The organism is Rhodobacter flavimaris (genome assembly GCF_021378075.1).
Classification (GTDB): Bacteria; Pseudomonadota; Alphaproteobacteria; order Rhodobacterales; family Rhodobacteraceae; genus Rhodobacter; species Rhodobacter flavimaris.
Genome location: NZ_JAJUOS010000005.1, coordinates 1 through 23,373 on the forward strand (window position 1 = coordinate 1; position 23,373 = coordinate 23,373).

General features: G+C 64.4%; 25 protein-coding genes and 1 pseudogene. 7 read left to right on the forward strand and 19 right to left on the reverse strand.

Annotated features, from left to right (window positions below; genetic code table 11):
• Positions 1 to 159: pseudogene (locus LZA78_RS07755) on the forward strand (electron transfer flavoprotein subunit alpha/FixB family protein); the annotation flags it as partial.
• Between the two features lie 52 nt (positions 160 to 211).
• Here LZA78_RS07755 and LZA78_RS07760 read toward each other — a convergent pair.
• Positions 212 to 1,033 (reverse strand): DUF6473 family protein, encoded by an 822-nt coding sequence (locus tag LZA78_RS07760; RefSeq protein ID WP_233676370.1) that lies wholly within the window; start codon positions 1,031 to 1,033, stop codon positions 212 to 214.
• A 163-nt stretch (positions 1,034 to 1,196) separates the two neighbouring features.
• Here LZA78_RS07760 and LZA78_RS07765 point away from each other — a divergent pair, with 163 nt between their 5' ends.
• Positions 1,197 to 2,072, forward strand: coding sequence for a 3-hydroxybutyryl-CoA dehydrogenase (locus tag LZA78_RS07765; RefSeq protein ID WP_233676371.1), 876 nt, complete (start codon positions 1,197 to 1,199; stop codon positions 2,070 to 2,072).
• A 66-nt stretch (positions 2,073 to 2,138) separates the two neighbouring features.
• Here LZA78_RS07765 and LZA78_RS07770 read toward each other — a convergent pair whose 3' ends face one another.
• From LZA78_RS07770 to LZA78_RS07795, 6 genes are read right to left on the reverse strand one after another with little or no spacing between them, the layout of a single operon-like run.
• Positions 2,139 to 2,408: an HPr family phosphocarrier protein gene (locus tag LZA78_RS07770; protein WP_233676372.1), complete on the reverse strand. Its 270-nt coding sequence runs from the start codon at positions 2,406 to 2,408 to the stop codon at positions 2,139 to 2,141.
• A complete protein-coding gene (locus tag LZA78_RS07775; RefSeq protein ID WP_233676373.1) occupies positions 2,408 to 2,809 on the reverse strand; it encodes a PTS sugar transporter subunit IIA in 402 nt (133 codons plus the stop codon). Before LZA78_RS07775 ends, LZA78_RS07770 begins: the two co-directional genes overlap by 1 nt.
• On the reverse strand, positions 2,806 to 3,726 hold the full coding sequence (gene rapZ, locus LZA78_RS07780; RefSeq protein WP_233676374.1) for an RNase adapter RapZ: 921 nt from the start codon (positions 3,724 to 3,726) through the stop codon (positions 2,806 to 2,808). The genes LZA78_RS07775 and rapZ overlap by 4 nt, the downstream gene beginning before the upstream one ends.
• Positions 3,723 to 4,154, reverse strand: a complete 432-nt coding sequence (locus LZA78_RS07785) for an HPr kinase/phosphorylase (RefSeq protein ID WP_233676375.1) — start codon at positions 4,152 to 4,154, stop codon at positions 3,723 to 3,725. Before LZA78_RS07785 ends, rapZ begins: the two co-directional genes overlap by 4 nt.
• A 15-nt stretch (positions 4,155 to 4,169) precedes the next feature.
• Positions 4,170 to 5,897 (reverse strand): sensor histidine kinase, encoded by a 1,728-nt coding sequence (locus tag LZA78_RS07790; protein WP_233676376.1) that lies wholly within the window; start codon positions 5,895 to 5,897, stop codon positions 4,170 to 4,172.
• Positions 5,894 to 6,595, reverse strand: a complete 702-nt coding sequence (locus tag LZA78_RS07795) for a response regulator transcription factor (RefSeq protein ID WP_233676581.1) — start codon at positions 6,593 to 6,595, stop codon at positions 5,894 to 5,896. The genes LZA78_RS07790 and LZA78_RS07795 overlap by 4 nt, the downstream gene beginning before the upstream one ends.
• A 338-nt stretch (positions 6,596 to 6,933) precedes the next feature.
• Here LZA78_RS07795 and LZA78_RS07800 point away from each other — a divergent pair, with 338 nt between their 5' ends.
• Together LZA78_RS07800 and LZA78_RS07805 are read left to right on the forward strand one after the other, a co-directional pair.
• Positions 6,934 to 8,532 (forward strand): phosphoenolpyruvate carboxykinase, encoded by a 1,599-nt coding sequence (locus LZA78_RS07800; protein ID WP_233676377.1) that lies wholly within the window; start codon positions 6,934 to 6,936, stop codon positions 8,530 to 8,532.
• An 84-nt stretch (positions 8,533 to 8,616) separates the two neighbouring features.
• The gene (locus LZA78_RS07805; protein WP_233676378.1) at positions 8,617 to 10,149 is read left to right on the forward strand and encodes a phospholipase D-like domain-containing protein; all 1,533 of its coding nucleotides are present in this window, start codon (positions 8,617 to 8,619) and stop codon (positions 10,147 to 10,149) included.
• Here the strand turns inward: LZA78_RS07805 and rnr are convergent.
• The 4 genes from rnr to LZA78_RS07825 form a co-directional block, all read right to left on the reverse strand.
• Positions 10,146 to 12,410: a ribonuclease R gene (rnr, locus tag LZA78_RS07810; RefSeq protein ID WP_233676379.1), complete on the reverse strand. Its 2,265-nt coding sequence runs from the start codon at positions 12,408 to 12,410 to the stop codon at positions 10,146 to 10,148. The genes LZA78_RS07805 and rnr overlap by 4 nt on opposite strands.
• Before the next feature lie 87 nt (positions 12,411 to 12,497).
• Positions 12,498 to 12,911 carry a GNAT family N-acetyltransferase gene (locus tag LZA78_RS07815; protein ID WP_233676380.1) on the reverse strand — a complete coding sequence of 138 codons (414 nt, stop codon included), beginning with the start codon at positions 12,909 to 12,911 and terminating at the stop codon, positions 12,498 to 12,500.
• Positions 12,908 to 14,047 carry a succinyl-diaminopimelate desuccinylase gene (gene dapE / locus LZA78_RS07820; RefSeq protein ID WP_233676381.1) on the reverse strand — a complete coding sequence of 380 codons (1,140 nt, stop codon included), beginning with the start codon at positions 14,045 to 14,047 and terminating at the stop codon, positions 12,908 to 12,910. Before dapE ends, LZA78_RS07815 begins: the two co-directional genes overlap by 4 nt.
• Positions 14,048 to 14,077: 30 nt before the next feature.
• Positions 14,078 to 14,272, reverse strand: coding sequence for a hypothetical protein (locus LZA78_RS07825; RefSeq protein WP_233676382.1), 195 nt, complete (start codon positions 14,270 to 14,272; stop codon positions 14,078 to 14,080).
• 26 nt (positions 14,273 to 14,298) lie between these two features.
• On the opposite strand from LZA78_RS07825, the gene LZA78_RS07830 reads away from it, so the two are divergent.
• The 3 genes from LZA78_RS07830 (at position 14,299) to LZA78_RS07840 (ending at position 17,721) form a co-directional block, all read left to right on the forward strand.
• Complete coding sequence (locus tag LZA78_RS07830; protein WP_233676383.1) at positions 14,299 to 15,345, forward strand: Hint domain-containing protein; 1,047 nt, start codon at positions 14,299 to 14,301, stop codon at positions 15,343 to 15,345.
• A gap of 114 nt (positions 15,346 to 15,459) precedes the next feature.
• Positions 15,460 to 17,121 carry an acyl-CoA dehydrogenase family protein gene (locus LZA78_RS07835; protein ID WP_233676384.1) on the forward strand — a complete coding sequence of 554 codons (1,662 nt, stop codon included), beginning with the start codon at positions 15,460 to 15,462 and terminating at the stop codon, positions 17,119 to 17,121.
• Positions 17,122 to 17,217: 96 nt separating this feature from the next.
• The gene (locus LZA78_RS07840) at positions 17,218 to 17,721 is read left to right on the forward strand and encodes a GNAT family N-acetyltransferase (protein WP_233676385.1); all 504 of its coding nucleotides are present in this window, start codon (positions 17,218 to 17,220) and stop codon (positions 17,719 to 17,721) included.
• Here the strand turns inward: LZA78_RS07840 and recO are convergent.
• The 8 genes from recO to LZA78_RS07880 form a co-directional block, all read right to left on the reverse strand.
• The gene (recO, locus tag LZA78_RS07845) at positions 17,712 to 18,434 is read right to left on the reverse strand and encodes a DNA repair protein RecO (RefSeq protein WP_233676386.1); all 723 of its coding nucleotides are present in this window, start codon (positions 18,432 to 18,434) and stop codon (positions 17,712 to 17,714) included. The genes LZA78_RS07840 and recO overlap by 10 nt on opposite strands.
• An 81-nt stretch (positions 18,435 to 18,515) precedes the next feature.
• Entirely contained in the window at positions 18,516 to 18,851 is a 336-nt protein-coding gene (locus tag LZA78_RS07850) for a DUF1491 family protein (RefSeq protein ID WP_233676387.1), read from the reverse strand.
• Between the two features lies 1 nt (position 18,852).
• On the reverse strand, positions 18,853 to 19,758 hold the full coding sequence (gene era, locus LZA78_RS07855; RefSeq protein WP_233676388.1) for a GTPase Era: 906 nt from the start codon (positions 19,756 to 19,758) through the stop codon (positions 18,853 to 18,855).
• Between the two features lie 147 nt (positions 19,759 to 19,905).
• Positions 19,906 to 20,595 carry a ribonuclease III gene (gene rnc, locus LZA78_RS07860; protein WP_233676389.1) on the reverse strand — a complete coding sequence of 230 codons (690 nt, stop codon included), beginning with the start codon at positions 20,593 to 20,595 and terminating at the stop codon, positions 19,906 to 19,908.
• Positions 20,592 to 21,374: a signal peptidase I gene (gene lepB, locus LZA78_RS07865; protein WP_233676390.1), complete on the reverse strand. Its 783-nt coding sequence runs from the start codon at positions 21,372 to 21,374 to the stop codon at positions 20,592 to 20,594. The genes rnc and lepB overlap by 4 nt, the downstream gene beginning before the upstream one ends.
• A 57-nt stretch (positions 21,375 to 21,431) precedes the next feature.
• Positions 21,432 to 21,833 carry a holo-ACP synthase gene (acpS, locus tag LZA78_RS07870; protein WP_233676391.1) on the reverse strand — a complete coding sequence of 134 codons (402 nt, stop codon included), beginning with the start codon at positions 21,831 to 21,833 and terminating at the stop codon, positions 21,432 to 21,434.
• A 4-nt stretch (positions 21,834 to 21,837) separates the two neighbouring features.
• The gene (locus LZA78_RS07875) at positions 21,838 to 22,584 is read right to left on the reverse strand and encodes a pyridoxine 5'-phosphate synthase (protein WP_233676392.1); all 747 of its coding nucleotides are present in this window, start codon (positions 22,582 to 22,584) and stop codon (positions 21,838 to 21,840) included.
• A gap of 90 nt (positions 22,585 to 22,674) precedes the next feature.
• Positions 22,675 to 23,358: a DUF2062 domain-containing protein gene (locus LZA78_RS07880; RefSeq protein ID WP_233676393.1), complete on the reverse strand. Its 684-nt coding sequence runs from the start codon at positions 23,356 to 23,358 to the stop codon at positions 22,675 to 22,677.
• Positions 23,359 to 23,373 lie beyond the last annotated feature (15 nt).

Below are 23,373 nucleotides of genomic sequence, written 5' to 3' on the forward strand. Positions count from 1 at the left end.
GGCATCTCGGGCGCGATCCAGCACCTCGCGGGTATGAAGGACAGCAAAATCATCGTCGCCATCAACAAGGACGAAGAAGCCCCGATCTTCCAGGTCGCAGACTTCGGCCTCGTCGCGGATTTGTTCGCGGCTGTCCCGGAACTCACCGGGAAGCTCTGATCGCGAGCGATATGAACCAAAAGCCCCGCCAATGGCGGGGCTTTTTCTTATCTCAGAGCATCCGCGCCAGAACCGGCGTGATCGCCTCGGCGATTTCGCGATGGACGGCAGGCCCCGGCATGGTGCTGGCCGCAAGCTCCTCCATCGGCCCGAAGACCATGCCTTCAACCCCTGTGGTCCGCGCCGCGACCGATGGCTGAACCTTCACCAGAACATCGGCGAAACCGCTGATCAGGGCGACAAGGCCTTCGTCAAGCAGCAGCGGCTCTGGCCCTAGCGGATCGTGCACCGACGGGTCACGATACTCTCCCAGCCAGAGCAACACCTTGCGCCCGCCCATCCGTTCGAGAAACGAAGACATGCGCGCAACCCAGGCCGTGCGCAATTCCGTCGCAACGGCGCTGAAACGCTCCGGCGCGCACTCATACAGCACGCTCAGCAGGTGGCGGGTAAAGTTGAATTCGGCGAAATCGACCTCGGGGAAAAGACTGCGCAACTGGTTTGACGCTTTCAGAAAACGGTCGTTTCGCCGTGGATGCACCGAGTAGAAGCGGTTCGACATGTTATGCGCGCCCATCAGCTGGATCACCGTCAGCTTGGCGCGGCGCGAGGCCCCCAGTACGGCGGGTTCGTTGAAGAATACGTCGATCCCGGCATTCAGATAGCCGAAGTTGATGACCGGCAGGCCCAACTTGGCCTCGACTAGGCTCGGCCAGGGGTTTTCGACGAATTTTCCATAGGTCTCGCCGCCACCGAAGGCCGCCAGATAGGGTTCGGTAAGGTCCCGCCTTGGCCCCCGAAACAGCAGTTTCGACGGGCCGTAGCGGCACGGAAAGTAATCAAGGGCACCTTCGCCCGGATATTCGAAAGCCATTTTCCCACCCAAGTTTCGACTCACCCAAGGGCATGTTCGCAGCCAACCCTTGCCAAAGGGCTAAAGGGAAAATGTCGCGCTTTTACGCGGCGAAACTGGCTGATTGCGCTTGCGCTGCGGTGCAGCGAAGCTATCATTCTGCAACCGCAAACGAGAGGCGAAAATGGGTATTCAATCAGTCGGAATCGTCGGCGCTGGCCAGATGGGCAACGGGATCGCACATGTCTTTGCCCAGTCGGGCTATGAGGTGCTGCTGAACGACATCGCGCAGGAAGGCCTGGACCGGGCCATCGCGACGATCACCAAGAACCTCGACCGTCAGGTCTCGCGCGAGAAGATCACCGAGGCCGACAAGATCGCCGCCCTCAGCCGCATCAAGACGACGCTGACGCTGACCGACCTTGGCCAGACCGACCTTATCATCGAGGCCGCGACCGAGCGTGAAGCCGTCAAGGACCAGATCTTTGCCGCGCTCCTGCCGCATCTGAAGCCCGAGACGATCCTGGCAACGAACACCTCGTCGATCTCGATCACGCGTCTTGCCTCGCGCACCGACCGCCCCGAGCGTTTCATCGGCCTGCACTTCATGAACCCTGTTCCGGTCATGAAACTGGTCGAACTGATCCGCGGCATCGCAACGGACGACGAGACCTACAACACCATGCTTGCCGTGGTGCATTCGCTGAAAAAGACCACCGCCTCGGCCGAGGACTTCCCCGCCTTCATCGTGAACCGCATCCTGGTGCCGATGATCAACGAGGCGGTCTATACGCTTTACGAGGGCGTAGGGGACGTCGAGTCGATTGACCAGGCGATGAAGCTGGGCGCGAACCACCCGATGGGGCCGCTTGAACTGGGCGATTTCATCGGCCTCGACACCTGCCTTGCGATCATGAACGTGCTGCATGACGGGCTGGCGGACACCAAGTATCGCCCCTGCCCGCTGCTGACGAAATATGTCGAGGCTGGCTGGCTTGGCCGCAAATCAGGCCGTGGCTTCTACGATTATCGTGGCGAAAAGCCCGTTCCGACGCGCTAAGCGATACGCGACAAACGACAAAGGCGCGCGATTTCGCGCGCCTTTTGCATTGCCGCTCTGGCAGGGTTAGTTTTCTTCGCCGAAGCGGTTGGCGACCAGCGCCTCAAGCGCATCGGCCAGCTGCTCGGCCTCAAGCCCGTGGGTGGTGACCGCGATGGTGGTTCCGCGCGACGCCGCCAGCATCAGAAGCCCCATGATCGAATCGCCAGACACGCGCATGCCGTCTTTCTCGACCTCGGCGCGCGCGTCATGGGACTCGACCACCTCGACGAACCGCGCCGAGGCACGGGCGTGCAGCCCCTTTTCGTTGACGATCTTCAAGATCTTGGAAACCATTACTTCGCGTCTGTCCCGTATGCCGTGTAGCTGTTGATATATTTGCGACCGGCATCGAGAGCCGCCTCAACCGCCGCATGGACGCCGAGACTGCGCGATTTCGCCAGCTTGATCAACAGCGGCAGGTTGGCACCGTAGATGATTTCCCGCTCGCAGGCCTCACAGGCCAGAAGGCTGAGGTTCGAAGGCGAGCCGCCGAACATATCGGTGACCACGACAACCCCGTCGCCCGCATCGACCGCATCGGCAGCAGCCCGGATCTCAGCCTGCTTGGCGCCCCGGTCATGGTCGTCTTCGATGGTGATGGCGCGAATGCCTTCCTGAGGGCCGACGACATGCTCGACCGCCGCGAGATACTCGCGTGCCAGACCTCCATGTGCCACGATCACGATCCCGATCACGCGCCGCTAGCCTCTTTCATCCCGGGCAGAACCTGTGCCTGCCGCTCCAATTCCCTGTGTCGTTTAGACACATGCCACCCTGCTTCCGCAAGCATCTTGGCCATGCTTTCCGTTACGGCAACCGACCGGTGTTGCCCGCCGGTACACCCAAAGCCCACGGACAGGTGACTCTTGCCCTCTTCAACATGGGCCGGAAGCAGGAAAAGCAAGAGATCCCGCACCCGGCTCACGAATTCCTCATAACGCGGATCGGCCGCGACATGCCCGGCCACCGCGGCATCAAGCCCGTTCAGCGGGCGCAGTTCCGGCACCCAATGCGGGTTGGCCAGGAACCGACAATCAAACATCATATCAAGCCCGCGCGGCACGCCGCGCTTGTAGCTGAACGAATGGACGGTGACCGCCAGCCGGTCGCGCTGCCCCATATCGAAAAGGCGTGCGATCTCGGCGCGGCAATCGTGGATCGTCATGTCGGAGCTGTCGATCAGCACATCGGCCCGCGCGCGGATGGGGGCCAGAAGGTCGATCTCCTGCGCGATGCCGACCTCGGGCGCATCGCCGGGCGCTAGCGGATGGCGGCGGCGGGTCTCTGAATAGCGCCGCAGCAGCACATCGGCCCGGGCATCCATGAAAAGAACCTCAAGCCGCACAGTCGGCGTGCGGGTCAGCCGGTCGATCAGCTCAATCAGCGCAATGGCCGAGAACTCACGGTTGCGCACGTCGATGCCAAGCGCCATGGGCTGCGAAAGCGCCCCGTCCAGCAGGCGCGGCACAAGGCTGAGCGGCAGGTTGTCGATGGTCTCGTAGCCAAGATCCTCGAGCGCCGCGATCGCGGTCGAGCGGCCTGCCCCTGACGGACCGGTCACCAGCACAACCCGGCTGGCAGCCTCCCTCGTGGCCTTGCCCTCGTCACTCACGCGTGTCTCCCACCCTTCAGCCATTGCAGAACAGCGAGATCAAGATGACCATGTTGCAGTCGCAGCACAAGGGGCAGAAACCTGTCTAAAACGTTTGTTTCCCGCATCGGCGGCAGTCTCTCGGTTTCCTCGCGCGACAGATCAACCACAAGGCGAATTCTGGCGGATGGGAGGGGCTGCGCACGTAGGATGCCGACCCCGCGTGCCTCGATCAGCCCGGCAATCGACTCGGGCGCGCTGGCGATCACATCGGGCCCGTCCTTATGCAGAACGACGCGGTCATCCGCCACCAGATGCGCGCCGTAGGCCATCAGTTGCAAGGCCAAGGTGGATTTCCCCGCACCCGAGGGGCCCAAGATCAGAACGGCATTGCGGTCATCAAGCGCGACGCAACTGGCGTGGAGAATGATCAGCCCCGCGTCCTCCACCCAGAACCTCCGGGGTCAGAGCGGCAGGCCGACGACGAACCGCGCGCCTAGCGGCTCCGAGGTGATATCGGCGTCGGTCGGCCGGATATTCTCGGCCCAGATCACGCCGCCATGCGCCTCGACGATTTGCTTCGAGATTGCAAGCCCAAGGCCCGAATGGTCGCCGAACTGACCCACCGGGCGCTGCGAGTAGAACCGTTTGAAGACCTTGGTCAGTGCCTCGTCGGGTATGCCGGGGCCGGTATCTTCTACGACGACCAGCACACGATTATCTCGGCGCCGCGCCCAGATACGGACCGCATCGCCATCCTCACAGAACGAGATCGCATTGCCGATCAGGTTGACGAAGACCTGCGCGAGGCGCCCCTCAAGCCCGCTGATCACGATGGGATCGCGCGGCAGGTCGATGATGAAATCGATCCCCTTCTCGGCCGCCTGTTCGCCCAGGTGCTTGCTGACGCTGCCCACCATCTTCATCAGATCGAAGGGCTGCTCTTCTTCCTTCACAAGCTCCGAATCGAGGCGCGAGGCGTTGGAGATATCGCTGACGAGACGATCGAGGCGGCGCACGTCATGGTCGATCACATCAAGCAACTTGGTGCGCTGATCGTCGCGCTTGACCATATGCAGCGAGGCCACCGCCGAGCGCAAGCTGGCCAGCGGGTTCTTGATCTCATGCGCGACATCGGCAGCGAACTGCTCGTTCGCGTCGATCCGGTCGTAAAGCGCGGCCACCATCCCCCGCAGCGCCGCCGAAAGCCGCCCGAGTTCGTCGGGCCGCGCGGTCAGGTCGGGGATGCGGACGCGGGCCGGGCTCATCTTGCGCGCGCCGCGATCGCTGCCGATCTCGGCGGCAGCGGCCAGATCGGCCAGCGGGTTGGCGATGGTCGAGGCCAGAACGAGGCTCAGCCCGATCGAGACGATGATCGCCACGACGAACATTTGCAGCACCTGCTCACGCTCGACCCGCACCAACTCGTCGATCTCGCCCGCAGCCGAGGTGATCGCCAGCAGGCCCACCATCCGGTCATTCTGGTAAAGCCCCGTCGCGACCGAGAAAATCGTCGAACCTGCCGGATCGCGGCTGGTCGAGATCTGGGTCTTGCCGGGCTCCACCTTGGGCACCAGCGCGCCGAGCATCTTCTCGATGTCAAACGACGGATTGGTGCTTTGCGTCGGCCGCATGAGCCCCGTCAGCAAATCCCACCCGCGATTGAGCAGATCGGTGATCAGCGTGGTGCGCTGGTTGGGTTCCAGCCCCTCGACCGTTCCGCGGCTGGCAGTCTGAGCTGATTCCGAGGAAATCAGCAGGTTGCCGCGGGTGTCGAAAAGGTAAAGCTGCGTGCCTTCGGGCAGTGTGATCCCGGCCAGCGTGTCGGTCAGGTCGATCCCGTCACCCGCCGCGAGGTTGACGGGCGCCTCTTTCGGCATCCGCGCCTCGAAGACATCGGCGATCAGGCCGGCCTCATTCACGATGGCGCTTTCACGCTGATAAACAAGGCTGTCGCGGAACGGGTTGAGGTAGAGCACACCGGCCACCATCATGACCATGGCCATGAGGTTGAAGGTGATGATCTTGCGCGCCAGCGGCGAGCGGTTCAGCGATACAACACCACGCTGCGCCCGCCCCATGGACAGGTCGTCATGGACGGTGCTTTCGGCACCGGTCCAGTCCTCGCCGAGGACGACATCCGTATCACCGCCTCTGGCCTGGCCCAACCCTATCCGTCCCGAAATGCTCATTCTTCGTTGTAACGATAACCGATCCCGTAGAGCGTTTCGATAGCAGAGAAATCATCGTCGGCCGCGCGCATCTTCTTGCGCAGGCGCTTGATGTGGCTGTCGATGGTGCGGTCGTCCACATAGACCTGATCGTCGTAGGCGACGTCCATCAACTGATCGCGCGATTTCACGAAACCCGGACGCAGCGCCAAGGCCTGCAGCAGCAGGAATTCAGTCACCGTCAGCGTGACTTCCTTGCCCTTCCAGCTGACCGAGTGGCGCAGCGGGTCCATCGTCAGATTGCCACGCACGATGACCTTCGTATCTTCGGTCACCGCGACCTCGCCGGTGCTGATCGCCTCCTGTCGGCGCAGCAGCGCGCGGATGCGCTCGACCAACAGGCGTTGGCTGAAAGGCTTCTTGACGTAGTCGTCGGCGCCCATGCGCAGCCCCAGAACCTCGTCGATCTCATCATCTTTCGAGGTCAGGAAGATCACCGGCATGGAGGACTTCTGCCGGATGCGCTGCAACAGCTCCATCCCGTCCATCCGCGGCATCTTGATATCCAGCACGGCCATGTCCGGCAGCCGCTTGCCAAAGGCTTCAAGCGCCGCCTGGCCATCGTTGAAAGTTTCGACCTCGTATCCTTCAGCCTCAAGCGTCATCGAAACGGAGGTAAGAATGTTGCGATCATCGTCGACGAGCGCGATCCTCGACATGCTCATGCCCTCATATCTGCCTATTCATTATACTTTGGAAACATTCTCTGCTTTCCGTTTCACGGAATCAACCGGCTTGTGCGAATCGGGCACCCAAGCCGAATCATTCGTGACGAAAAATTCCTACGATTGACTAAATTGCCGCACCTCGCGTTCTTGGTTGCGCTAAAACGCCAATGGTTGCGCTAACTGCGGCAAAGCGTTCTGTTCCTTCGCAGAACCGTCATGCTATAGGGGCCGCATTCGACGCGACCACCCGCGACGGATCGGTATCCCTTTTGGCCGGGGATGCCGGGAGGAACCCAATGAACGCCGCGCGACGGCATCGGGAGCTACAGATGATCACTGGACGTGTGAACCCGGCGAAACGCCTGGAAGATCAAGGCATCACTGGTCTGGGCAATGTCTATTACAACCTGCTCGAGCCGGCGCTGATCGAAAGCGCGCTCAAGCGCGGCGAAGGCACGCTTGGCAAGGGTGGCGCTTTCTACTGCACGACCGGCGCCCACACGGGTCGTTCGCCCAAGGACAAGTTCGTTGTCCGCACCCCCGACGTCGAAGACACGATCTGGTGGGAAAACAACAAACCGATGGATCCCGCCAATTTCGACACCCTCTATGCCGACATGCTCGAGCATATGAAGGGCAAGGATTACTACGTGCAGGATCTCTTCGGCGGCGCCGACGCCGAGCACCGCCTGGATGTGCGCGTCGTGACCGAACTGGCCTGGCACGGCCTCTTCATCCGCACCATGCTGCGCCGCCCCGAGCGCGCCGAGCTCGACACTTTCGCGCCCGAGTTCACCATCATCAACTGCCCGTCGTTCAAGGCCAACCCGGAACGCCACGGCTGCCGTTCGGAAACGGTCATCGCGCTGAACTTCGACAAGAAGCTCATCCTGATCGCGAACACCGCCTATGCTGGCGAGAACAAGAAATCGGTCTTCACGCTGCTGAACTACATCCTGCCCGGCAAGGGCGTGATGGCGATGCACTGCTCGGCCAACCACGCGATCGGCAACCCCGACGACACCGCCGTCTTCTTCGGCCTGTCGGGCACCGGCAAGACCACGCTCTCGGCCGATCCGTCGCGCATCCTGATCGGTGACGACGAGCACGGCTGGTCGGAAAAGGGCACCTTCAACTTCGAAGGCGGCTGCTACGCGAAAACGATCAACCTGTCGAAAGAAGCCGAGCCGGAGATCTACGCGACCTGCTCGATGTTCGGCACCGTGGTCGAGAACATGGTCTTCGACGAAGAAACCCTTGAGCTGGACTTCTTCGACAACTCGATCACCGACAACATGCGCTGCGCCTACCCGCTGCACTACATCTCGAACGCGTCGGAATCGGCCCTCGGCGGTCATCCGAAGAACGTGATCATGCTGACCTGCGACGCTTACGGCGTCCTGCCGCCGATCGCGCGTCTGACCCCGGCGCAAGCCATGTATCACTTCCTGTCGGGCTTCACCTCGAAGACCCCGGGCACCGAGGTGGGTGTGGTCGAGCCGACCCCGACCTTCTCGACCTGCTTCGGCGCGCCCTTCATGCCGCGCCGCCCCGAGGTTTACGGCAAGCTGCTGCAGGAAAAGATCCACGAGTTTGGCGCTTCGTGCTGGCTGGTGAACACCGGCTGGACCGGTGGCGCCTTCGGCACCGGCAAACGCATGCCGATCAAGGCGACCCGCGCGCTGCTGACCGCCGCGCTCGACGGCTCGCTGAACGCGGTCGAGTTCCGCAAGGATCCGAACTTCGGCTTCGAGGTTCCGGTCTCGGTCCCGGGCGTGGATGCCACGCTGCTCAACCCGCGCGACACTTGGGCCGACAAGGGCGCCTTCGACGCGCAGGCCTCGAAACTGGTCAAGATGTTCTCGGACAACTTCGCGCAATACGTCCCCTATATCGACGAAGACGTGAAGGCCGCAGCCATCGGCTGATAGATAACGGACAGTGAACCCAGAAGGGGCCGGGATCATTCCCGGCCCCTTCGCGTTTGTGCCCGCAGGTGCCATAGTCCGCCCATGATACCCGCAATTCTCATCGCCCTCTTTTGCGCAGCTCTTCTGGGCTGGCGGTTGACGCGCCTTCCGGCGCGCGCGGCGGATCTGCCCGGCGCGCCGCCTATTCCCTCGGGGCCTCTCGCGTCGCTTTGGCCCGATCTGGACAGCACCGGCATCGCCCCGCTGCCCGAGGCGCTCGAGGCTTTCGCGGCGCGTTTGGCGCTTTGCGATGCCGCCCGTTCCGAGATCTGCGCGCAGTATTATCTCTGGCGCGGCGATCATTCCGGCACGCTCCTGTTCGAGGCACTCTTGCGCGCGGCAGATCGCGGCGTGCGCGTGCGGCTGCTGCTGGACGACAATGCAACGGCGGGGCTCGATGCGCGGCTGGCGTTTCTCGACGCCCATCCGAATATCGAGCTGCGCCTTTTCAACCCCTTCCCGCTGCGGTTCCCGCGTCTTCTGGGATACCTCTTCGACTTCCCTCGCCTCAATCGCCGGATGCACAACAAGATGCTGATCGCCGACGGAGCGGCCGCGATCCTTGGCGGGCGCAACATCGGGGACGAGTATTTCAACGACCTGTCCTCGATCGGGCTGTTCATGGATATGGATATCTTCGTGGCAGGCCATGCGGTGCGCGCCGCTCAGGAGGCGTTTGAAACCTACTGGGCCTCCGAGCCCGCTTGGCCTGCCGCAGGTCTTCTCCGGCAAACGCCCGAGCGGCTGGCCAAAGGCCGCGCTGAGCAGGAAACCGCGCTACAGGCGGCGCGCGAGACCCGGTTCTCGGCCCTGCTTGCCGAAAGCCTTTCGTCCGCGGATCTGGGCACCTCGGCGCTGTCCTTGCACGAGGCGCCCGTACGCCTGATCACCGACCCGCCCGAGAAGGTTCTGGGGCGCGCTCACAAACGACAGCACCTCTTTCCATCGCTGCGCATGGCGCTTGGCCGTCCGCAGGAGAATTACGATCTGATCTCGCCCTATTTCGTGCCCCGGCGGCGCGACGGCAAGGAAATGCGGGCGATGGCGAAACGCGGCATCCGGGTGCGGGTGCTGACCAATTCGCTGGCGGCCTCGGACGCGCCCATCGTGCATACGGGCTACGCCTGGCAGCGCCATGCGCTGATCCGCGCGGGCGTCGGCATTTACGAATATTCCGGCGACGGCAAGGTGCAGTTGCGCCGCGGGCTGATCGTGCGCAACCGCCACGGCACCGCCCCTTTCGCGCGCAGCAAGCTGCATGCCAAGATCTTCTCGGTCGATCGCAAGCGCGTCTTCATCGGCACGTTCAACTTCGACCCGCGCTCGCTGTTTCTCAACACCGAGATGGGCGTGGTCGTCGATGACCCCGCCTGGGCCGAGGAATTGCACCGCACCTTCGATCAGGCCGTGCCGCATCTGGCGTGGCGGGTGGGGCTGCGCCGCGGCCATCTGATCTGGATCCGGCGGGCCGAGGACGGCAGCGAGGAAGCCATCCGCCATGAACCCGGCGCGCAATGGTGGCAGCGCGGGCTGATCGCCATTCTTGCCTGGCTGCCAATCAAGGGCCTGCTTTAGCCCTTCTTGCGCGTGCGCTTGACCTTGCGGGCGATGCCGCGCTCCTTGGCCTTGATCGCGGCAACCTTGCGGCCGCGCCGGAAGGGCTTCTTGCCGCCCTTGCCGGGGCCGGGAAGGGTTGTGCCTTCCAGCTCCAGCAGCTCCAGCTCCAGCCCCCCGGTCATCGGGATCGCTTCGCGCAGGCGCACGAGCACCCGCTGGCCGATGCCGATCACCGTGCCGCTGTCGGCACCGGTCAATTGCTGCGCGTCACGGTCATAGTGGAAGAACTCACGCCCGATCTCGCGCACCGGGATCAGGCCATCGGCGCCTGTCTCGTCGAGCTTCACAAATGCGCCGAATTTCTGCACGCCCGAGATGCGCCCGGTGAACTCGCTGCCGACGCGATCCGACAGATAGGCCGCGAGGTAGCGGTCGGTCGTGTCGCGTTCAGCGGCCATCGAGCGGCGCTCGGTCTCCGAGATATGCTGCGCGGTCTCATCGAGGATTTCAATATCCTGCGCGCTCAGCCCGTCCTTGCCCCAACCGTGGCCAAGGATCAGCGCACGATGCACGATCAGGTCGGAATAGCGCCGGATCGGCGAGGTGAAATGCGCGTAGGACCGCAGCGCCAGCCCGAAATGGCCAAGGTTCTGCGGCGCGTAATAGGCCTGCGTCATGGCCCGCAGCGTCGAGATGTTCACCAACTCGTCGAACTCGGAGCCTTCGGCCTGCGCCAGAAGCCGGTTGAGATGCGCGGTCTTCAGCACCTGACCCTTTGCAAGGTTGAAGCCCGAGGCCTGCGCAACCTCGCGCAGCGCCTCGATCTTGTCGGGGGAGGGTTCCTCGTGCACGCGGTAAAGCAGCGGGCGGCGCAGCCGTTCGAGTTCCTCGGCGGCTGCCACATTGGCCAGCACCATGAATTCCTCGATCAGCTTATGCGCGTCGAGACGTTCCTTGAAGCGCACCGAGGCGACCTTGCCCGCCTCGTCGATAACGATCTGGCGCTCGGGCAGATCGAGATCGAGCGGCTGGCGCGCCGCGCGGGCGCGCACCAGCGCATTGTAGCATTCATAAAGCGGCGCGATGACCTCATCGACAAGCGGGGCGGTCTTTTCGTCCGGGCGTCCTTCGCGCGCTGCCTGCACTTGGGCATATTCGAGCGAGCCGACCGAGCGGATCATGCCACGCGTGAAGCGATGGCTGAGCTTGTGGCCCGCGCTGTCGATCTTCATGCGCACGGCCAGAACCGCGCGCGGCACATGTTCGTGCAAGCTGCACAGATCGCCCGAAAGCCGGTCGGGCAGCATCGGCACGACGCGGTCGGGGAAATAGGTCGAGTTCCCGCGCTTGCGGGCCTCGCGGTTCAGCGCCGAGCCGGGGCGGACGTAATGCGCGACATCTGCGATGGCGACCCAGAGGATATGGCCGCCCTCGTTATTGGGATCATCGTCGGGCATTGCAAGGCAGGCGTCATCGCGGTCGCGCGCATCGGCCGGGTCGATGGTGACGAAGGGCAACTCGCTCAGATCCTCGCGGCCCTCCAGGTCGGCGGGGCGCGCGGCATCGACCTCGGCGATCACCGCATCGGGGAAGTCGTCTGGAATGCCATGCTGGTGGATCGCGATCAGCGAGACGGCGCGCGGCGCGGTCGGGTCACCCAGGCGCTCGATCACGCGGGCGCGCGGCAGGCCCATGCGGCCGCGTGGGCCGATCTGCTCGGCCTCGACCAATTCGCCATCGCGGGCGTCCTGTGTGGCGCCCACGCCCACGACCCATTCCTTTTGCTCGCCCTTGTCGATGGGCACTATGCGCCCGCCCTCGGCGCCCTTGCGGAAGATGCCGACGACGCGGTGCTGGGCCTCGCCGATCTTGCGGATCAGGCGGGCCTCGTAGTCATAGCCCTGCCCCGAGACCTCGGCGATGCGGGCCAGAATGCGGTCGCCCGCAGCCAGAGCCGGGTCGCCCGACTTGGCGATGAACAGGATGACCGGTTCGGGGCCCTCGCCCTCCCACTCGATCGCGCGTGCCCAGAGGTCGCCGGAACTGTCGGCCGGGCGGATTTCGAGCACCGACACCGGCGGCAGCTTGGCGCTGTCATGGTAGGACTTGCGGCGGCGTTCGAGCAGGCCTTCGTCGGTCATCTCGCGCAGGATGCGCTTGAGCTCGATCTTGGCGGCGCCCTTGATCCCGAAGGCCTTGGCGATGTCACGTTTCGCACCGGCGCCGGGGTGGTCGGCAAGCCATGCGAGTATCTGTTCTTTGGTGGGCAACTGGTTCATGGCTTTGCCTATCATGGGCCTGTGCGGGCGTCACGCGCGAAGCGGGGCGCTGCCCCGCACCCCGGGATATTTTCGCCACATTGAAAATCAGAGGCGTTTCATCATGTCCCGGTGCGGGATGCCCGCATCGTCATAGATGGGACCGAAAGCCGCAAATCCAAGCTTTTCGTAGAAGGGCAGCGCATGGATTTGCGAGCCAAGCCGTGCCGTGGTGCAGCCGCGGTCTTTCAGGTGCTGACAGGCCGCGTGGATGAGTGCCGCGCCAAGGCCGGTACCGCGCGCTTCGGGCAAGACGCAGACGCGGCCGATCTTGCCGGCTTCGCCCTTGGCGAAGAGCCTAGCGGTGCCCACCGGGCGGTCATCCACGAAGGCCAGAAGGTGGATCGCAATGTCGTCGAGATCGTCGATCTCGAGTTCCTCCGGGACGTTCTGCTCCTCGATGAAAACCGTCCGGCGCAGCGCGTGGCAGGCCGCGAGGTCGTCGGTCACGACGATTTTCATGCGAAGTAGTCCCGCAGACAGCGGGTATAGATCGCCTTGAGCTGGGAGATCTGGGCGACCTCGATGCGTTCATCGACCTGATGCATGGTCTGGCCGACCAGACCGAATTCGAGCACAGGGCAGTGATCCTTGACGAAACGCGCGTCCGAGGTGCCGCCCGAGGTCGAAAGTTCGGGTTTGAGGCCGGTTTCTGCCTCGACCGCGCGAGCGACCAGTTCGACGAAGGGGCCGGGCGGGGTGAGGAAGCTTTCGCCTGAAATCTCGGTCCGGATGCTCAGGCGCACGCCGGTTTCTGCCTCGACCACGCGCGCCAGCCCTTCGCCCCATTGGGTCAGCGATGCGCCGGAATGGGAGTCGTTGAAACGGATATTGACGGTAGTGCGGGCCTTGGCGGGGATGACGTTATTGGCCGGGTTACCGCAGTCGATGGTGGTGATCTGGAGAGTGGAGGCGTCGAAATGCTCGGTGCCATTGTCGAGCGGGTTCGCCGTCATGCGGTGCAACAGGTCCACCAGCGCGTGCAGCGGGTTCTTGGCGCGGTGCGGATAGGCGGAGTGGCCCTGCACGCCCTCGGCTTCGATATAGAAGGTCATCGAGCCGCGGCGGCCGATCTTCATCATCTCGCCCATGCTGTTGGGGCAAGTGGGTTCGCCGACCAGGCAGACCGACATCGCCTCTCCCTCGGTGGCCATCCAGTCGAGCAGCGCGCGGGTGCCGTCATGGCCGACGCCTTCTTCGTCACCGGTAATCGTCAGCACGATGGCGCCTTCGGGCGGGGTCTGTAGCACGAAATCGACCGCGGCCGCCACGAAGGCTGCGACGCCCGATTTCATGTCGGTCGCGCCGCGCCCCCAGAGCACGCCGTCATGGATCTCGCCGCCGAATGGGTCATGCGTCCAGGCCGCCGCATCGCCCACCGGCACCACATCGGTATGACCGTTGAAGCCGAAGGTTTTCGCGCCTTTCTCGCCCCAGCGAGCGAAAAGGTTGGGGATTCCGTTGCGATCGACGCGGGTGCAGGCGAAGCCCGCCGCGCCAAGAACGCCCTCAAGCAGTTGCAGCGCGCCGCCTTCGAACGGGGTGACGGAGGGGCAGCGGATCAGATCCGCAGTGAGTTTGACGGGATCGAGCGACATGGCGGGCTCCTTTCTCGAATTGCTCAAGGCTTAGCCGTGGGCGCGGGCAAGCACAACGCCCGAGCCGAGGTCGGCGAAGATCGGGCTTTCAATTGTGCCGAACTGCGGCATACTGGAGGGATAGAAAACAAGCCCCGAGGCAGGGCGACACGAGCAGGGCAACGTCCCATCCCAAGACCAGACCGCCACCCCGCAAGGGTCGGCGGCGCGCGTGTTTTCCGCCATCGGTGCGCAATAGGCACGAGGCGGTCATGCAAGCACATGCGGGTTGGATTGCGGCGCATCTTCCGGGACGGGGGCGGATCGTGTTCGACCAGCACCCATTACCGGCTTCGGTTACACGCGGCAGCCTGATGGTCGAGTTCACGCTGATCCCGGGCGAGGCCGATATCCTGCCGCTGGCCCATGTAACCGGGCGCGGGGTGCAGGCGCGGTTCTTCTCGCTTGGCTTCACGGCGGATGGGCAGGTTTCGGTGATGCAGCGGCAGGGCATGGCGTTTCATGCGCTCTCGCTCGATGCAAGCGATGCGCTGGCTTGCGGCGGGCCGATGCGGCTGACCTGGCTTTGGGATGTGGCCGCGGGCGAGAGCGTTCTGGCGCTTGAGGCGCTGGCGGATGGCACCTTGCGGCACCGCGTCGGCGGCCTGCCGCTTGCGATGCCGCGCGAGGATCTTCTGGCGCTGGCAGCCGGGACAGGCGCGGCGCGTGTCGGGCCTCGGGTCGACTGGCTGGCCTTTGGCGATCATCGGCACCCGCTTGGGCCCTCCGGCGCGCTGGCGCCGCTGACGCAAGTCGCCACGCCGCAGGGCTGGCGCGCGGTCGGCACGCTGCGCCCCGGCGATCTGGTTGAGACCGCCCATCACGGCGCGCAACCGGTGCTCTGGTCGGGTCGGGTGGCCCTGCCCGCGCTTGGTAATCTGCGCCCCGTGCGGCTGTGCGCACCGCATTTCGGTTCGGCCAACGATCTCTGGGTCGCGCCGCATCAGCGCATCGCCCTGCCCGGCGCGGGCAGCGCGATCGCCGAGGCGCGTGATCTGGTCGATGGCATCCACGCCATTCAGCCGGACCGCCCGAATGTGCTGAACTGGCACGGGATCTTGCTGGACCAGCCCGCGCTGATGATCGCCGAGGGCTGCCTTGTCCAAAGCCTCGACATCGGGCGCATGTGCCGTCAGCCTGCATTGGCTGCCCTGAGCGCGCTGGCCGACACGGCATTGCCCGAGCACAGCGCCGCCACCCGCCCCATACTGACGCGCGAACGGGCTTTGCAGGCACTTGGCGCGCGGAAAGCAGCCTGACAGCCCATTCCGCGCGCGACACATTCAGTCACATTTTGCCGCCCATACGAATTTTTATTGCGCTGCGACTGCAAAACCCCTAAGCACTGTGCAACCGCAGAAAGGAACCGATTCATGGCGCATGATGGGGCTGACATGACCAATATCCATATGACCGACCTGCTGGCGCTGACCGAGGCCACGCTGCCCGAAATCGCCAAACTGACTGCCGATGCGACCAACTCGCTGCGCGCCCTTGTGACCCGCGACGGCAAGGTCTCGGGTGCCGCGCTTGAGGAAAACCAGTTCGCCGCCCATGCCCTTTCGTGGCTGGCCACCTATAACCAATCGCTGATCCAGCTGCGCGGCTGGGCCGGTCGCATCGCCGAAGAAGGCAAGTTCGGCGCGATGGAAAGCCTGATCCTGCAAATCGGCTTTGGCGAATACCTGGCGCAGATCTCGGGCGGCATTCCGATGAGCCAGGGCGAGGTTGCGCGCCTTGCCGATCTGGGCGTCAGCTGGACGCCGGGCGCCGAGGCCGCCAAGCTGATCGCCGAGGGCAACAGCCCCGCCGCGCGCCAGGCGCTGGTCGCCATGATGCGCGACAACCAGGGCCGTGCGCTGTTTGGCACCTCGGGCCTCGACGAAGACCTCGAGATGATCCGCGACCAGTTCCACCGCTACGCCGAGGAACGCGTGATCCCCTTCGCCCATGAATGGCACCTGAAGGATGAGCTGATCCCGATGGACACCATCAACGAGCTCGCCGAACTGGGCGTGTTCGGCCTGACCATCCCCGAGGAATACGGCGGGCTTGGCCTGTCCAAGGCCTCCATGGTCGTGGTGACCGAGGAACTGTCGCGCGGCTATATCGGCGTGGGCTCGCTTGGCACGCGCTCGGAAATCGCGGCGGAACTGATCCTGTGCGGCGGCACCGAGGAGCAGAAGGCCAAATGGCTGCCGGGTCTTGCCTCGGGCGAAATCCTCTCGACTGCGGTCTTCACTGAACCGAACACCGGCTCGGACCTCGGCTCGCTGCGCACCCGCGCCGTGAAGGATGGCGATGACTGGGTCGTGACCGGCAACAAGACCTGGATCACCCATGCGCAGCGCACCCATGTGATGACGCTGCTCGCCCGTACCGACCCGAACACGACCGACTATCGCGGCCTGTCGATGTTCCTGGCCGAAAAGACCCCGGGCACCGACGAGAACCCCTTCCCGACCCCCGGCATGACCGGCGGCGAGATCGAGGTTTTGGGCTATCGCGGCATGAAGGAATACGAGCTTGGCTTCGACGGCTTCCGCGTGAAGGGTGAAAACCTTCTGGGCGGCGAAGAAGGCAAGGGCTTCAAGCAGCTGATGGAAACCTTCGAGAGCGCCCGCATCCAGACCGCCGCGCGTGCCGTGGGCGTTGCCCAATCGGCCTGCGAGATCGGGATGCAATACGCCATCGACCGCAAGCAGTTCGGCAAGTCGCTGATCGAGTTCCCGCGCGTCGGGGGCAAGCTTGCGATGATGGCCGTCGAGATCATGATCGCCCGCCAGCTGACCTATTTCTCGGCCTGGGAAAAGGATCACGGCCACCGCTGCGACCTTGAGGCCGGCATGGCCAAGCTGCTCGGCGCCCGCGTGGCCTGGGCGGCTGCCGACAATGCGCTGCAAATCCATGGCGGTAACGGCTTCGCGCTGGAATACACCATCTCGCGCATCCTGTGCGACGCGCGCATTCTCAACATCTTTGAGGGCGCGGCGGAAATTCAGGCGCAGGTGATTGCCCGTCGTCTTCTGGGCTGAGCTTGCAATAATCGAGCAGTCAACGGGGCCTTCGGGCCTCGTTTTGCGTTGCGCCTGTCGCGCGTTTGGGCACTGTGACGGCAAAGGAGCCCCTGCATGATCCGCAACGCCACGCCCGCCGACGCCCCCGCCATCGCCGCGATCTATAATGACGCCGTGCGCAACACGACCGCGATCTGGAACGAGATCGAGATCGACGCCGCGAACCGGGTGGAGTGGATGCAGGCGCGTCAGGCGGCAGGTCTGCCGGTTCTGGTGCTGGAGGAAGCGGGCGAGACCGTGGGCTATGCAAGCTACGGCCCCTTTCGCGCCTTTGATGGCTATCGCGGGACGGTCGAGCATTCGGTCTATATCCGCTCGGATCTGCGCGGCAGTGGACGTGGGCGCGCGCTGATGGAGGCACTGATCGCGCACGCCCGCGCGGCGGGCTATCACGTCATGGTCGGCGCGATCGAAGCGGGGAATGCGGGCTCGATCGCGCTACATGGCAAGCTTGGGTTCGTCCATGTCGGGACGATGCCACAGGTTGGGCAGAAGTTCGGGCGCTGGCTCGATCTGGCGCTGCTGCAACTGGTTCTGGATAGCCGCGCTCAGCCCTGACGTGCGAGTGCGTCGATCAGGCGGTTGCGGGCCTCGGGCAGTGCGCGGCGGCTGTGTTCGGCGGCGAAGAGATCGAGGAAATGTCCGGTCAATTTCAGGCCTTGGACGATTTCAACCAAGGTCGCTGGCCCTTGCCCGAGCAAGCATTGCGGCAGGGGGAGGAGGCGCGGCGCCCAGTCTCCGGCGGCCTCGCGCGCGACCGCGCGACCGGTGCGCGGGCTGACATAGGCCAGATCCTCGCGCCCGCCGGTGAGCGCGCAGCGGGTGAGATCGAGCCCGAAGCCAAGCTCTTCGAGCAGCGCCATTTCCCAGTGTAGGTAATCGACGGGCCAGCCCTCATGCGCGAGGCCGATCACGTCGAAAAGCGGCTCGGTCGCAGCATAAAGGCGCGGGTGCGGTTCGCGTTCGGGTAGCGCGAAGCCGAGCATGGCGCAGACCGCGTTCAATCCCATCAGCGCGAGCCGATCCGACATTGCGCCTGCGCGCGAGCGCAGCGGTTCGACCGTGAAGCTGCCAAGGTGATCTTCCAATCTTGCGCGCCAGGCCAGCGACACATGGCTACCCGGTTGCAGCGTGGCGGCCATCTTGCGCGAGACGCCGCCCCGCACGACGCCCGCGTGACGGCCGTGGTCCGCCGTGAAGACCTCGACAATCGCCGAGGTTTCGCCATGCAGGCGGGTGGAAAGGATTGTGCCGCGGTCTTGCCAGTCCATGCCGGTCTCGGGTCGGAGAGGCGGGGGGCTGTCTGCCCCCCGGTCCCCCCGAAGGTATTTCAGCCAAGAAGAAAGGGAAAGTCAGTCGCTCAGCCCGTCCTGGTCGAGAAGGGTCGCACCGTCACGGCTTTCGATCTCGATCACCCAGAGGTCGGGGTCGAAGCTGCGCTGCTTGCGGATCGAAGCATCGACCTCGGGTTCGGGCCCTTCGGTCAGAGGAACCCATTTGCGCGCGCCAGTGGTGAGGTCGAAGCTGCGCTGCCAGAGTTTGGCCTGTCCGTCGAGTGTCGCGCATTTGACCATGACGGAGCCCGCGTCGGGTTGGCCGCGCGCCGCGAGATAGGCCGGGATATGGGCGAGTTCGAGGCGTTTCAGATAGGCCCGGACCCAGAGTTCCGAGGTCAGGCGGGCCTGCATCTTAATCGCCGTCCTTGAAGTCGAGCCCCATCTCGGAATAGCGCTCGGCCTCTTCGAGCCAGTTCGGGCGCACCTTGACCTGCAGGAACAGGTGGACCGGGCGGCCGAGGAATTCGCTCAGATCAGCGCGGGCGGCGGTGGAGATCGCCTTGATCGTCTCGCCGCCCTTGCCCAGAACGATACCCTTGTGGCCCTCTCGGGCGACATAGATCAGCTGGTCGATCCGGGTGGAGCCATCCTTACGGTCTTCCCATTTCTCGGTCTCGACGGTGAGCTGGTAGGGGATTTCTTCGTGCAGGCGCAGGGTCAGTTTCTCGCGCGTAACCTCGGCGGCGATCTGGCGCATGGGCAGGTCGGCGATCTGGTCCTCGGGGTAGAACCAGGGGCCGACTGGCAATTCCCCGGCGAGCCATTCGCGCAGGTCATCGACGCCGTAGCCGCGCTCGGCCGAGATCATGAAGGTCTTGACGAACGGGAACGCGGCATTGGCGGCCTCGGCGAGCTCCAGAAGCTTCTCGGCCTTGACCTTGTCGATCTTGTTGATGGCCAGCGCGACGGGTTGTCCCCCCTCGCGCTCTTTCAGGGCGGCGATGATGGCGCGCGTTCCTTCGGTCAGGCCGCGATGTGCCTCGATCAGGAGAACGACGATATCGGCGTCGGAGGCACCGCCCCAGGCGGCAGAGACCATGGCGCGATCAAGACGGCGGCGCGGGCGGAAGATGCCGGGGGTATCGACGAAGACGATCTGGCTATCGCCCTCCATGCAGACACCGCGGATACGGGCGCGAGTGGTTTGCACCTTGTGGGTCACGATCGAGACCTTCGCCCCCACCATGCGGTTGAGCAGGGTCGATTTTCCAGCGTTCGGTTCACCGATAAGGGCCACAAAGCCCGAGCGAGTCGTCATTGGATCTCCTTGAGGTTCTTGCGGCTGGCATAGTGGAAATGCGTGCGGCTGGCCAGATTATTCGGTTTTCGCACCATTCCGGCGCAAAAGGGATAGGGGGCTGGTGCAGGTGATTGCTAGACCAAGCGGAATATCGGGTCGGCGCGATCAGGCCTGCGGGGCCTCCAGCCGTGCCAGAAGGGCCTTGGCGGCGGCTTGTTCGGCCTGGCGCTTGGCTTTGGCGGCGGCACGTTCGACTGCACCATTGGCCAGTTGCGCCTCGATGGTGAAGACGGGCGCGTGGTCGGGGCCCTCACGCGAGATGGTGACGTATTTCGGCGGCGGCAGGCCGCGCGCCTGCGCCCATTCCTGCAACGCGGTCTTGGCATCGCGGGCGTCTTCCTCGACCGCGTCGATCCGGTCGCCCCAGAGGCGCAGCACCAGATCGCGGGCGGTCTCAAACCCCGCATCGATATAGACGGCGGCGATCACCGCCTCCATCGCGTCGCCCAAGAGGGCTTCTTTGCGGCGTCCACCCGACATCATCTCGGACCGGCCGAGCTTGAGAACGGCGCCAAGGTCGATCTGGCGCGCGACGTCGGCGCAGGTTTCCTTGCGCACCAGCGCGTTGAAGCGCGGCGCTAGCTGACCTTCCGAGGCGGACTTGTCGGCGCGGAACAACGCCTCGGCCATGGTCAGGCCCAGAACGCGGTCGCCCAGGAATTCAAGCCGCTGGTTATCGGGCCGCGTCGCCGTGCCGATCGAGGAATGCGTCAGCGCGCGCACCAGAACCTCGGGCCGCGCGAAGCGATGCCCGAGGCGCGCCATGAAGGCCTCGATATCCGCGCCGATCTTCACTCGATCGCCTTGAAGAAGCGATCCGGACGCCAGGTCCAGAAGAAGAAGAGCGAGCGCCCTGCGGAGGAGAACATCACCCGGTCGGCGCGGCCGATCAGGTAGTCAGCCGGGACGAAGCCAAGCCCGCCCGCGGCAGCCGGGAAGCGGCTGTCTTCCGAGTTGTCGCGGTTGTCGCCCATGAAGAAATACTGGCCCTCGGGGACCGTAAAGACCGGCGTGTTATCGGCCACCCAATTGTTGGTGATGTTCAGGATCGAGTGGGTCGCGCCATTGGGCAGCGTCTCGATCTTGCGCTCTTTGATGCAGGTGCCGCCCTGCCCGACCGGGTCATTGGCGCAGCGCGGCATCAGGCCTTGCGGGCCCTGCAAGTCCTTAATCTCGGTGAACTGGCCGCCGTCTTGCAGCTGCACGGGCGTACCGTTGATCTGCAGCACGCCGTCGATCACCTGCACGCGGTCGCCCGGCAGGCCGACGACGCGCTTGATGAAGTCGACACCGCGGGTCGGGTGGCGGAAGACCACAACATCGCCGCGCTCGGGTTCCGAGCCGAACAGGCGGCCCTCGATCGGGCAGGCCGAGAACGGGCAGCTATGCGCCGAATAGCCATAGGCCATCTTGTTGACGAAGAGGAAATCGCCGATCAGCAGCGTGTCCTTCATCGAGCCCGAGGGGATCCAGAACGGCTGGAAGAACAGGGTGCGGAACACGCCCGCAATCAGCAGTGCCCAGAAGACCGTCTTGATCGTCTCGACAATCCCGCCATCAGATTTCTTCGCCATGCTTTTCCCGCCTTGGTCTGAAAGTCCCGCCTTCCTTGGCCTGCCGCGCAGCCCAAGTCAAGGAAGCGGCCGCGCCTCGATCACCACGAAGGCCTGCGCCCAGGGGTGATCGTCGGTCAAGGTCACGTGAACGATGGCTTCGTGGTCCGGAGGCGTCATCTCGCGCAGGCGCTCGGCCGCCCATCCGGTCAGCTCCATCACCGGCTGGCCCGAGCGCAGATTCGTAACCCCCATGTCCTTCCAGGCGATGCCCATGCGCAGCCCGGTGCCAAGCGCCTTCGAGCACGCCTCTTTCGCCGCCCACCGCTTGGCATAGGTGCCTGCGGTATCGGCGCGGCGCTCGGACTTGGCGATCTCGGCCTCGGTGAAAACGCGATGGCGGAAGCGGTCGCCGAAGCGTTCGAGCGTGGCGGCGATGCGCTCGATATTGGCCAGATCGGTGCCGATGCCGAGGATCATCCGCTCACTCGCCCCGCGCGGTGTCCATCAGGTGGCGCATCTGCCTGATCGCATTCTCAAGCCCCATGAAGACCGATTCCGCGATCAGGAAATGGCCGATGTTCAGCTCGCGCAGCTCTTCGATCTCGGCAATGGGGCCGACGGTCTCGAAGGTCAGGCCGTGGCCTGCGTGAACCTCAAGCCCAAGGCTGTGGGCATAGGCGGCACCGGCGCGCAGGGCCTCCAGCTCGGCGTCGCGTTCGGCGAATTGGCCAGCATAATGCAGATCGCAGTAATGGCCGGTGTGTAGCTCGACCACCGCCGCGCCGATCTTGGCTGAGGCCTCGATCTGGCGCGGATCGTGGCCGATGAACATCGAGACGCGAATGCCTGCCTCGCGCAGGGGCGCAACATAATCGGTCAGCCGCGCAAGGTCGGCCGCGACGTCAAGCCCTCCTTCGGTCGTCACCTCCTCGCGCTTTTCCGGCACGATGCAGCAGGCATGCGGACGGGTGCGCAGCGCGATGGCCTGCATCTCGGCAGTGGGCGCCATCTCGAAGTTCAGCGGCACGGCCAGATCGGCGATCAGCGCGTCGATATCGGCGTCACGGATGTGGCGGCGATCCTCGCGCAGATGCGCGGTGATGCCGTCCGCGCCTGCGGCCTCGGCCAGCTTGGCGGCGCGCAGCGGGTCCGGATAGGCCGAGCCGCGCGCGTTGCGGATGGTGGCGACGTGATCGATGTTCACACCGAGGCGAAGCGAATGGAGCATGATGTCCTCCGAAGATTGCGCGCGGAGTATGCGCGAGAGCCGAGACGGTTTGAAGGGTATCCGGGGCGCTTTGCCAAGAATTCTGACGGCTCACGCGCCGTCGGTCGGCGGTTCCTGGCGGCTGTTCTCTTTGCGCTCTTCGCGCTTGTGCGCGATTTTGGCGCGGATCTTCTCAAGCCGTTCCTTGAGCCGCGTGCGGCGGCGCTTCTGATAGGCGTCGATGATCGGCAGCGAGATATAGTAGCAGATCAGCCCCGCCACGATGCCCGGAACGAACCCGCCCACCAAATAGGGCAGCCATACATCGCTGAAGAACTGTGCGAGCCCGCCCCACTCGCTATGCGCGGGGGTGAAAATGGCGACGATATTGTGCTTGAGGTCATGCCCGGCGGCCAGGAAGGTCTGCCCCAGCGTTTCGGCATGGCCATCGTCAACCGCACGCCCCAGCATCCACTGGCCCAGCTTGACCGAGCTGACCGCGATGATCGGGAAGGTAATCGGGTTGCCGAAGAACGTGGCCAGAAGCGAGGCGATGACATTGCCGCGGACCAGAAGCGCGACCGCCGCCGCAGACAGGAAGTGCAACCCGAAGAACGGCGTGAACGAGATCAAAACACCCGCGAAGACCCCGCGCGCGATGCGGTGCGGCTGATCGGGCAGGCGATTGACGCGGTGTTTGACGTAGTGAAAAGCGCGGGTCCAGCCGCTGCGGGGCCAGACCGCTTCGCGCAGGGCGCTGAGGAAGGGGCGTTTTTCGCGCCGTTTGAAAACCACCGTTCTTCCTTCCGC